We start from the raw sequence: 10,331 nt of genomic DNA, 5'->3' as shown, positions 1-10,331 counted from the left end.
AGAAAATGACTAATGATTTAATTCAACTAATTGATTCATTAATGGTAAATATTCCAGCTGGAGAGGTAGTATTAAGAGATGATCGAATAAAAAAAGAATGGCTAGTGCAAATTCAGCCATTTCTTCTTGCGAAGTATGCTGTAACAATCGAACTATATGATGCTATTACAAATAGTACATTAAATAATTTTGATAAAAATCATAAACCAGTTGTCAATATTTCATGGAACGATGCCATTGCGTTTTGTAATGTACTTTCAAAAAAAGCGGGATTAAAAGAATATTATTCTATTAGTGATGGTGGTCAAATTGTGAAATGTAATTTAGATTCAAATGGCTACCGATTACCATGTGAGGCAGAGTGGCAATATGCATGTAAAGCAAGTACAACCGGATATACATACGGGAAACTTCATGATATAGCGTGGTATAATGAAAATTCAAATGGAGAGATTCATGACGTTGGCCAAAAAGAACCGAATGCATGGGGACTTTATGATATGCTAGGGAACGTTTGGGAATGGTGTTATGATTTGTATGATGAAACAGTGTACGGATCATACCGCATTTTTCGTGGTGGTAGTTGGGCTGAAACAGCGAGAGGGTGCGGCGCTACTTGTCGTCGTCGAAGCCATCCTACATTTCATATAGATGATCTCGGTTTTAGACTCGCTAGGTCAATTTAGTAGGAACATGCTACGAACAACTAAGAAAAGAGTATGGAGAAAATCCGTACTCTTGCCAACATAGAAACGATTTAACGTAAGGAGTGTTTATTATGGCGCGTGTTTTATTTATTAACGCTGGATCAGAAGGACATATAAATCCAACTTTACAAGTTGTAGAAGAATTGATTTCTCGTGGTGAAGAGGTCGTTTATTTTTCAATAGAAGCTTTCAGGGAGCGGATTGAGAAGACAGGTGCTACTGTACGAACGATTGATGATCAAAAATTTATAAAAGCGTTTCTATCTGGAGGCAGAAATTATTTACAGGAAAGAATAAACGGCCTTCTACATACAGCGAATATTGTAATATCTAGCGTTCTAGAACAAATTGAAGGTGAACATTTTGATTACATGATTCATGATTCTATGTTTGGTTGTGGCCATTTAATTGCTCAAATTCTTAAACTTCCAGCCATAAATTCATGCACATCTTTTGCGCAGGATGAAAAATTCTTTGAGCAAATGTTAGGTCATCTGTCAAAAAATATCCCAGTAGAAATTCATGATAAAATACAGAATGATTTTCAAAACTTAACAAAGGGAATTACTGAAAAATATGGTGTTGAAATAAAATCATCGTATGAAGTTTTCTGTAATCCTGCACCCCTTACTATTGTGTATACAATTAAGGAGTTCCAGCCTTTTGGTGATACGTTTGATGAAACATATAAATTTGTAGGACCATCTATCTCTGCACAAATGAAAAACAGAGACGTTGATTTTACTTCAATTGAAGTAAAAAGTCCGATTTATATTTCATTAGGTACTGTTTTTAATGAAGCGATTGACTTTTATAAACTGTGTATGAAGGCCTTTGAGAATAGTGAGCATACAATTGTTATGTCTATTGGTAATAAAACAAAAATAAGTGATCTAGGCGAAATCCCTAAAAACTTCATTGTGAAAAACTATGTGCCTCAAACCGAACTGCTTACTTATACGAAACTATTTATTACACACGGCGGGATGAACAGTACGCATGAAGGACTATATAACGGGGTTCCGCTCGTTGTAATACCGCAAAGTGCAGATCAGCCAGCAATCGCAAAGCAAGTGGAGAGTCTTGGAGCAGGAGTTCAATTACATATGAATGAATTAACCGTGGAGAAATTGCGTGAAAGTGTGGAGTTAATTTTAAATAACCCTTCATATAAAGAGGCTGCTTTGAATTTGAAGGAATCATTCCGAACATCGGGTGGATATAAGGAAGCTGTTGATGAAATTTTTACATTTGTAGGTCAGTAATAAATATAAAGTTATACATGAAAAAAGTGTCTATATTAAATGATATAGACACTTTTCTGTTGTAAGAAGAGAAGAATTGTTTAAATGAAAATACTAAATGTGAATTTTGAGAACTAAGTCTACAATTCCTGCTGCACACTTTTATTTTATCCCGTATTAACCGACCGTAAAACCCCAACTAATTAAAGTTTTACTTTATGATTTCAGGATGTGGTTTTATATGTTAGTAATAATTTCACTGTTTCTGCACAACTTCTGCACATGCTTAGGCGAGTTCTATGTCATGATATATTCATAAAGTGAAATGTTTCACAAGGAAAAAATATATTTTCACTGCGGTGTATGCATAATTAATACATACATCGGTACAAGTTTGTCTCTTGTTATTCTTTTACATCAAAGCCCACATTCCACTACAAAGTATAACAAGAAGGAGACATGAGCATGAATAATCGATTTTTAAAACAACTACAAAATATGAAAATGAACAAAAAAAGTTTAGGAGCTGTAGCATTAACAGCTGGAATTATTAGTACGACACTTATTCCTCAAAATGCTTATGCGCACGGTTTTGTTGAAAAGCCCGGTAGCCGATCCGCTTTATGTAGTCCAACTTATGGTGCGCTAAATGTAAACTGTGGAAGTGTTATGTATGAACCACAAAGTTTAGAAGCTCCAAAAGGGTTCCCACAAGGTGGTCCAGTAGATGGACAAATTGCTTCAGCAGGCGGAAAATTTGGTGGTATTTTAGATCAACAAACAGAAAATCGTTGGTTTAAAAATACAATCACTGGTGGGGAAAATACATTTACTTGGAAGTATACTGCGCCTCACTTAACGAGTAAGTGGCATTACTATATTACTAAAAAAGGATGGAATCCAAATAAAGCGCTAACAAGAGCAGATTTCGAACCAATTGGAACTGTACAACATGATGGTTCTGCAGCTTCAAATAATTTAACTCATAAAATCAATGTACCTACTGATCGTAGTGGATATCATGTGATTTTAGCAGTATGGGATGTAGCTGATACAGCAAATGCATTCTATAATGTAATTGATGTTAATCTTATTAATGATGTGAAACCAGACATAGAAGCGCCAAGTATTCCAAATGGACTTCAGATGCAAAAAGTAACAGCGAATAGTGTAGAACTAACATGGAACGCTTCTACGGATAATGTAGGGGTAAAAGGATATCAAATCTTCCGTAACGGAGAGATGATTGATACAGTACCAGGGACTCATTTTATTGATAAGAAGTTACAACCAAGTACAGAATACTCTTATACTGTAAAAGCAATTGACGCAGCTGGCAATGTATCGAAAGAAAGTACAGCGCTTACAGTAAAAACGACAGTTGAGACTCCTGATACAGAAGCACCAACACAACCAAAAGGATTACATAGTATGGGAACGACAGCGTCAAGTGTGGATTTAATGTGGAGTCCATCTGACGATAATATTGGTGTAGACCATTATGATATTTATAGAGAAACAGAAGGGTCAATGAAAAAGATTGCAACATCCAATACAACTTCTTATTTGGATAAAAATCTGCTCGCTAATACTACTTATAACTATGTAGTGAAAGCTGTTGATGTAGCTGGAAATGAATCCGTACAGAGTGATATATTCACAATTACTACAAAAACTGAAAGCGCTTCACATGAAGCGTGGGATGCAAAAAAAGCATATAAAAAGGGAGATAGAGTTCTACACGAAGGAAAAGTATATGAAGCAGTCCAGAGTTATCAAGGAAATGGTGATCCAAACTGGATTTATGCATTATCATTATGGAAAACAGTGTAAGTTTTACCTAGGTATGAACTAAAAGATGTTGGGCTTTGATGCAAAAGGTAATTTTGAGAATTCACTTTTCTATTAATAAAACAGGGTAGTGTATGAATACATAAGATTCATATACTACCCTTTTTATTATGATAACACTTTCGTCATAAGTATGTGCGGAATGCCATCTTCCATAAATATATCAGAAGAAGTTTGATAGTCTAATTTTTTATAAAATCCTTCAGCTTGTGTTTGACCGTGTAGCTTCACTTTTGTAGCTTGTTCGTTACGAGCAATTTCTTCTAACGTTTGAATGATGACTTTACCTAATCCATATGTACGATAATCTTTTAAAATACAAATACGTTCTAATTTTCCGACACCATCAACAAATCGTATACGCCCTGTGCCTACAGGAAGATCATGATAATAAACTAAAATATGTTTACATTGCTCTCCGATTTCATCGAATGTATCGAATTCATCTGTAAGAGGAACACCTTGTTCTTTTACAAATACTTCTTTTCGAATATGAAAGGCAGTTTCTAAATCAGTAAGTTCTGTTATAAGTTTGGATTGCAAAATGTTCAGTCCTTTCTAGTGTAATCAGTTTGCGTTTTCCTAGTATATCATAATAAAGTACTATTAAGAGAAGAAGAACATACTAAAAAGCCAACTTTAAAAAGTTAGCTTTTATTACAATTTCTTTATCCCATTTTTAGTGCCAATAATTGCTGTACTCGTCATACTTATAAACAACCCTGTTTCAACTACACCAGTAATCATTTTTAATTGGGTGTGTAAATGGGCAGGATTAGAAATATGATTAGGGAATATACAATCGATAATCATGTTATTGTTATCGGTTATATAGGTTTCATTATTTTTTAAACGTAACGTTGTTTGACACCCTAAAGATTGAATTTTATTTTCGGTTTGTTTCCATGAAAAAGGGATGATTTCAACAGGTAATGGAAAATTACCTAAATGTGTTACAAGTTTCGATTCATCAGCAATGATAATTAGTTCTTTAGAGGAAGAGGCAACGATTTTTTCACGAAGTAATGCACCGCCACCGCCTTTTATAAGTTGTAAATTTGAATCAATTTCATCCGCTCCATCAATTGTAAGATCAAGACTTTGTACGTCGTTTAACGAAAGTAGGGGGATATTTAGTTGATGTGCTAATGCTTCAGTTTCCTTTGATGTTGGTACAGCTTGAAATGATAATCCTTCTTTTACACGCTCACCTAATTTTTGTATTGTCCAATATACAGTAGAACCTGTACCAAGCCCAATCTTCATGCCATCATTTACAAAGTTAGCGGCATATTCGCCAGCGAGCTGTTTTAAATTCATCGCTTTACTCCGCCGGACGCGGCCCGGCATCAAGACCTGAATTTTCAACTGTAAGTACCGGACGAACGACTATATCTTTATGTACACGCATTTGACAAGATAATCGTAAATGATCTTCAATTCCTTTTTCCGTCATTGCATGTTTCTCATTCGCACTTGCTTCACAGAAATCACCTGCTAGTATTTCTACTCTACAAGTTGTGCAACGTGCATTCCCGCCACAACGATGAAGAATGTTGACACCGCTATCTTCAATTGCTAATACTAACTTTGTTCCTTCTTTCACATCAAAAGTTCCCGCACCTTCAATTGTTAATTTTGGCAAATTTGTTCCTCCTCACGTAAAATTGTACATAACATATTTATGACCGCGAATTATTGAACATAAACATTATTTTTTTATATCCCCGTAACTTTTTTTAATGTTGAATCGTTTATTAAGTAAGCACTGAAAAGGAGTGGTTATTTTGTGCACAAAAGTAACTCATGTTTCAAAGAACCATATCGATATGAATCATTCAAATATAAACTTTTTAATTGAACAATATGGAGAGTTAAAAAGATACTGTACTTTTTTAACGAAAAACAAATGGGATGGGGAAGATCTCGCCCAAGAAACAGTGTGTAAAGTGCTTCAAAAATATAGAAATAAAGATATTTGTATGACACTCGTCTATAAAATAGCAAGAAATCGTTGGTTAGATCAGATGAAGTCTAAGTCTGTTCATGAAAAAATAAGAGCACAAATCACTTTTGAAGAACCACATGAGAACATTGCAGATTTGCATGAAATGGTAGGGAAAGTATTGTCTTCATTAAATGTACAGCAATCCGCAATTTTATTATTAAAAGATGTTTTTCAATATAGTATCGCTGATATTGCTAAATTGTGTTCTGTATCAGAAGGTGCAGTGAAAGCTTCTTTATTTCGGAGTAGAAATAGGCTGAAAACTGTAAGTGAAGAAGGGATTGAGATAGTCGAATTCACAGAGGATATTGAAGTTGTTGTAACATCTATTCGTGAGGAAAGACCAGAATTATTAACGAAGCTTCTTCCGACAATAGATTTTACTAAATTACCATCTAAACAGCCAGTCTTATTATTTAATGTGAAAAACCCTTCTTCCTACAGTTATATGCTTTACGCAGCATAACAAGTATTGGAGGGATTTAAAATGAATGCAATTCCATATGTAGTAGAACAAACAAAATTAGGAGAACGTTCCTATGATATATATTCAAGGTTATTGAAAGACCGCATTATTATTATCGGCTCAGAAATTAATGATCAAGTAGCGAGTAGTGTCGTAGCGCAATTATTATTTTTAGAAGCAGAAGATGCAGAAAAAGATATATTCTTATACATCAATAGCCCTGGCGGTTCAACGACAGCAGGTTTTGCAATATTAGATACGATGAATTTAATTAAACCAGATGTGCAAACGCTATGCATGGGCTTTGCGGCATCATTCGGTGCATTATTATTATTATCAGGAGCAAAAGGAAAACGGTTTGCTCTCCCTAACAGTGAAATTATGATTCATCAGCCGCTTGGTGGTGCACAAGGGCAAGCAACAGAAATTGAAATAACTGCGAAAAGAATATTAAAGTTAAAGCATGATATTAATAAAATGATTGCAGAAAAAACAGGCCAACCGATTGAAAGAGTAGCACATGATACAGAAAGAGATTATTTTATGACTGCAGAAGAAGCCAAGGCATATGGGATTGTAGATGACGTTGTTACGAAAAAATAAGTTAAAAACAGGCTAGAGGATATGCTAACCCTCTAGCCTATTTTTATTAATCTTTTACCCATTCATCAACTAGCGCTTGATTCTTCTTAATCCATTTTCGCGCCGCTTCTTCGTGATCTTTCGTTTTATTTAACTCGACCATTAACGTACCAAGCTGTTCATCGTTCATCTTCCATTTGTCAAAGTATTTTATGATATCCGGATGGTCTTTTTCGAAACCTTTACGAACAGAGTAATAAATGTCATCTTTTTCACCATATACTTTCTTAGGGTCTTTTAAATATTTTAAGTCAAATTCTGAAAAGCCCCAATGCGGATTCCAAAGCGTAACAGCGATTGGTTTCTTTTTCGTATATGCTTTCTTTAGTTCACTCATCATCGCAGCTTCAGAAGATTGGACAAGTTTTAGTTTTATATCATATTCTTTCATTGCTTTATTCGTTAAATTCATAAGACTACTACCGGGTTCGATACCGACAATTTTATTCTCTAGTTCATCTTTATGAGCATTTAAATCTTCGATACTGTTTATGTTTTTCATGTAAGAAGGGACGACTAAACCTAGTCCAGTACCTTCGTACCATTTTGATTTTAAGACAATATCATCTTTATAACGATCGTTTAGCGGTTTATCTGTAACTGGTAGCCATACTTCTAAATTCGCATCAACATCACCACGAGCGACACCAGTCCAAATTGCGGCTTTTTCTAAATACATAAGTTCAACTTTGTAGCCTTTTTCTTCTAATAAAACTTTCCACATGTTTGCGGTTGCAATATTTTCTTTCCAACTTGTTACACCAAGTTTAATTTTTCCTTTCGAATTTGCATTTGTTGCATTACATGAAGTGAAAATCATAGTAATAAATAATGCAAGGCATATAAACCAAATTTTCTTTCGCATCGAAAACCTCCTAAGTAACGTTTGCCTTATAAAATAAATGTATAAGTAAGCATTCTTATTATGAACGGAAACGAGAATTTTAAAGAAATCTTATGAATGTCATTTTTATGTAATATTTCTTTGTAAAATCGCAACACTATGTGAATAGATGGGTAGAAAAGGAGTAGTGACATGGATAATACAAAGGTGCGTGTTGAAAACGTAACAAAAGTATTCGGGAAACATCCGCAAAGGGCCCTTTCCTTATTAAAAGAAGGAAAAAGTAAATCGGAAATTTTAAAAGAGACAGGAATGAACGTTGGGGTGAAAAAAGCAACGTTTGAAGTTTACTCTGGAGAGATTTTCGTTATTATGGGTTTGTCTGGTAGCGGGAAATCTACGCTAGTTCGTATGTTAAATCAATTGATTAAACCAACTGCAGGTCATATATACATAGATGGTGAAGACATCGCAACGATGGGAAAAGAAGAGTTACGGAGAGTAAGAAGAACGAAAATGAGTATGGTATTTCAGAAATTCGCTCTATTTCCGCATCGTACAGTTATACAAAATGTTGCATATGGTTTAGAAATTCAAGGAGTTCCGGTTGAAGAGCGAGAGAAAAAAGCGTTAGAATCGCTACAGTTAGTAGGACTCGATCATCATAAAGATAATTACCCAAGTCAACTTAGTGGTGGTATGCAGCAGCGCGTTGGAATCGCAAGGGCACTAACGAATAATCCAGATGTATTACTAATGGACGAGTCATTCAGTGCATTAGATCCACTTATTCGAAAAGAAATGCAAGATGAATTGTTAGAGTTACAAGATAAAATGGAAAAAACGATTATATTTATTACGCATGATTTAGATGAAGCGCTTCGAATTGGAGATCGTATCGCATTAATGAAAGATGGAGAAATTGTCCAAATTGGAACACCAGAAGAAATTATGATGAGCCCCGCTAATGAATTTGTAGAAAAGTTTGTTGCGGACGTGAATTTAGGAAAAGTAATTACGGCTGAGTCTATTTTAAAACGACCAGAAACTTTATTAATTGATCGTGGACCTCGTGTAGCCCTTCAAATTATGAGGAATGCAGGTGTCTCAACTGTATATGTTGTAAACAAAAAGTATGAGTTTTTAGGTATATTAACTGCGGATGATGCGAGTAAAGCAGTACAAAAACAGTGGCCGATTGCTGATTTATTACTTAATGATATTCCGCATGTGTATTTGGATACTTTACTGGAAGAGACTTATGCAAAAATGGCGGAGATGAAATATCCGTTACCAGTAATCGATGAGAAGAAAAGGCTAAGAGGAATTATTAAACGTGAAAGTGTCATTCAAGCTCTTGCAGGAAACATTGAGGAAGAGGTGAAAGACGATGAATAGTATACCGCGTATTCCATTAGGGGAATGGGTCGACTCATTTGTTGCAAGTTTATATGAGCACTTTGAAGGCTTATTCCGAGGATTCTCTTATATTATTGGCGGATTTGTTGATTTACTCACTAATTTTTTAACAATAATACCCGCCATATTGATGATTATTATCTTATGTTTCCTCATTTGGTACACAACGAGGAAATTATCTTTAGTCATTTTTACGCTTATTGGATTATTATTTATTTTGAATATTAACTACTGGGCACAAACGATGCAAACATTAGCACTCGTACTTACGTCTGTTATTATTTCAATTATTGTCGGAATTCCAATTGGTATATTAGCATCTCAAAATGAACGTTTCTCAAAATTTTTAAAACCAACATTAGATTTTATGCAAACAATGCCTGCATTCGTATACCTTATTCCAGCGATTACATTTTTCGGAGTAGGTGTAGTACCTGGAATTATTGCATCAGTAATCTTTGCAATGCCACCGACAATTCGTTTTACTGACTTAGGAATTAGACAAGTTCCAGAAGATTTAATTGAAGCAGCGAATGCATTTGGATCCACAGCATCACAAAAACTATTTAAAGTACAATTACCACTTGCAACCGGAACGATTATGGCTGGTGTGAACCAAAGCATTATGCTTTCGTTATCGATGGTTGTAACAGCATCACTTGTAGGAGCTCCAGGACTTGGAGTTGATGTATATCGCTCTGTAACACAAGTTAATATCGGAATGGGATTTGAAGCTGGATTAGCTATCGTAGTAATCGCAATTATATTAGATCGAATTACACAAGGGTTCCATACGAAAAGAAAATAATGAATAAAAAACACACTTTTATAATACAAAGTGTGTTTTTTATTGCATCCAGATCACATACGAACGATAACAGAACCTCCAGCTGGTGCACAAACTTGGTTTTTTTTGTTGTTCCATTGATTTAATTAATTGATTATTTTCCTCGATTAATGAGATTAATTTAGTTAATTGATTTTCAAGACTTGCAATACGCTGCATCATATATTGTGAATCATGATGCAATGTATTCCTTGCGGGATGAGGGGAATAAACATACTGTTGATTTATATTTGGATTCCAATGAGGATACATTTGAATCGTTCCTCCTTCAATAAATTACGAAGCTTTCTTATAGTAAATGCC

Annotated in this window: 11 protein-coding genes and 1 pseudogene; 7 read left to right on the top strand and 5 right to left on the bottom strand. The window is 34.7% G+C overall.

Annotated elements, in window-relative coordinates; translation table 11 throughout:
* The first annotated feature begins 5 nt into the window (after positions 1-5).
* The 3 genes from ACQGS6_RS17440 to ACQGS6_RS17430 all read left to right on the top strand — a co-directional run bounded on the left by ACQGS6_RS17440 (position 6) and on the right by ACQGS6_RS17430 (position 3,784).
* Positions 6-686 (top strand): formylglycine-generating enzyme family protein, encoded by a 681-nt coding sequence (locus tag ACQGS6_RS17440; protein WP_025966128.1) that lies wholly within the window; start codon positions 6-8, stop codon positions 684-686.
* 92 nt (positions 687-778) lie between these two features.
* Complete coding sequence (locus tag ACQGS6_RS17435) at positions 779-1,972, top strand: macrolide family glycosyltransferase (RefSeq protein ID WP_000124892.1); 1,194 nt, start codon at positions 779-781, stop codon at positions 1,970-1,972.
* 444 nt (positions 1,973-2,416) lie between these two features.
* Positions 2,417-3,784: a lytic polysaccharide monooxygenase gene (locus ACQGS6_RS17430; protein ID WP_074625255.1), complete on the top strand. Its 1,368-nt coding sequence runs from the start codon at positions 2,417-2,419 to the stop codon at positions 3,782-3,784.
* A gap of 126 nt (positions 3,785-3,910) precedes the next feature.
* On the opposite strand, the gene ACQGS6_RS17425 is transcribed toward ACQGS6_RS17430, so the two are convergent.
* The 3 genes from ACQGS6_RS17425 to ACQGS6_RS17415 form a co-directional block, all read right to left on the bottom strand.
* The gene (locus ACQGS6_RS17425) at positions 3,911-4,345 is read right to left on the bottom strand and encodes a GNAT family N-acetyltransferase (protein ID WP_001190880.1); all 435 of its coding nucleotides are present in this window, start codon (positions 4,343-4,345) and stop codon (positions 3,911-3,913) included.
* Between the two features lie 114 nt (positions 4,346-4,459).
* The gene (rpiA, locus tag ACQGS6_RS17420) at positions 4,460-5,122 is read right to left on the bottom strand and encodes a ribose 5-phosphate isomerase A (RefSeq protein ID WP_001049985.1); all 663 of its coding nucleotides are present in this window, start codon (positions 5,120-5,122) and stop codon (positions 4,460-4,462) included.
* A gap of 4 nt (positions 5,123-5,126) precedes the next feature.
* On the bottom strand, positions 5,127-5,447 hold the full coding sequence (locus tag ACQGS6_RS17415) for a 2Fe-2S iron-sulfur cluster-binding protein (RefSeq protein ID WP_001125388.1): 321 nt from the start codon (positions 5,445-5,447) through the stop codon (positions 5,127-5,129).
* A gap of 142 nt (positions 5,448-5,589) precedes the next feature.
* Here ACQGS6_RS17415 and ACQGS6_RS17410 point away from each other — a divergent pair, with 142 nt between their 5' ends.
* A complete protein-coding gene (locus ACQGS6_RS17410) occupies positions 5,590-6,276 on the top strand; it encodes an RNA polymerase subunit sigma-70 (protein WP_000337523.1) in 687 nt (228 codons plus the stop codon).
* Between the two features lie 21 nt (positions 6,277-6,297).
* The gene (gene clpP, locus ACQGS6_RS17405) at positions 6,298-6,879 is read left to right on the top strand and encodes an ATP-dependent Clp endopeptidase proteolytic subunit ClpP (RefSeq protein ID WP_000991610.1); all 582 of its coding nucleotides are present in this window, start codon (positions 6,298-6,300) and stop codon (positions 6,877-6,879) included.
* Positions 6,880-6,925: 46 nt separating this feature from the next.
* Here clpP and ACQGS6_RS17400 read toward each other — a convergent pair whose 3' ends face one another.
* The gene (locus ACQGS6_RS17400) at positions 6,926-7,783 is read right to left on the bottom strand and encodes a glycine betaine ABC transporter substrate-binding protein (RefSeq protein WP_001227618.1); all 858 of its coding nucleotides are present in this window, start codon (positions 7,781-7,783) and stop codon (positions 6,926-6,928) included.
* A gap of 171 nt (positions 7,784-7,954) precedes the next feature.
* On the opposite strand from ACQGS6_RS17400, the gene ACQGS6_RS17395 reads away from it, so the two are divergent.
* On the top strand, positions 7,955-9,160 hold the full coding sequence (locus ACQGS6_RS17395) for a quaternary amine ABC transporter ATP-binding protein (RefSeq protein WP_000370606.1): 1,206 nt from the start codon (positions 7,955-7,957) through the stop codon (positions 9,158-9,160).
* A complete protein-coding gene (locus tag ACQGS6_RS17390; RefSeq protein WP_001084760.1) occupies positions 9,153-9,989 on the top strand; it encodes an ABC transporter permease in 837 nt (278 codons plus the stop codon). Before ACQGS6_RS17395 ends, ACQGS6_RS17390 begins: the two co-directional genes overlap by 8 nt.
* Before the next feature lie 53 nt (positions 9,990-10,042).
* On the opposite strand, the pseudogene ACQGS6_RS17385 reads toward ACQGS6_RS17390, so the two are convergent.
* A pseudogene (locus ACQGS6_RS17385) lies at positions 10,043-10,280 on the bottom strand (hypothetical protein).
* Between the last annotated feature and the right edge of the window lie 51 nt (positions 10,281-10,331).

Source organism: Bacillus sp. GMs2/2 (assembly GCF_050172095.1).
Lineage (GTDB): Bacteria > Bacillota > Bacilli > Bacillales > Bacillaceae_G > Bacillus_A > Bacillus_A cereus.
The sequence above is the reverse complement of the archived record's forward strand: the minus strand, read 5'-3'. Positions and strand labels throughout refer to the sequence as shown.

Bases quoted from the DNA above. Each gene is read 5' to 3' on its own strand.
- ACQGS6_RS17390 (WP_001084760.1), top strand. From the start codon at position 9,153: ATGAATAGTATACCGCGTATTCCATTAGGGGAATGGGTCGACTCATTT.
- rpiA (WP_001049985.1), bottom strand. From the start codon at position 5,122: ATGAATTTAAAACAGCTCGCTGGCGAATATGCCGCTAACTTTGTAAAT.
- ACQGS6_RS17430 (WP_074625255.1), top strand. From the start codon at position 2,417: ATGAATAATCGATTTTTAAAACAACTACAAAATATGAAAATGAACAAA.
- ACQGS6_RS17400 (WP_001227618.1), bottom strand. From the start codon at position 7,783: ATGCGAAAGAAAATTTGGTTTATATGCCTTGCATTATTTATTACTATG.
- ACQGS6_RS17440 (WP_025966128.1), top strand. From the start codon at position 6: ATGACTAATGATTTAATTCAACTAATTGATTCATTAATGGTAAATATT.
- ACQGS6_RS17395 (WP_000370606.1), top strand. From the start codon at position 7,955: ATGGATAATACAAAGGTGCGTGTTGAAAACGTAACAAAAGTATTCGGG.
- ACQGS6_RS17435 (WP_000124892.1), top strand. From the start codon at position 779: ATGGCGCGTGTTTTATTTATTAACGCTGGATCAGAAGGACATATAAAT.
- clpP (WP_000991610.1), top strand. From the start codon at position 6,298: ATGAATGCAATTCCATATGTAGTAGAACAAACAAAATTAGGAGAACGT.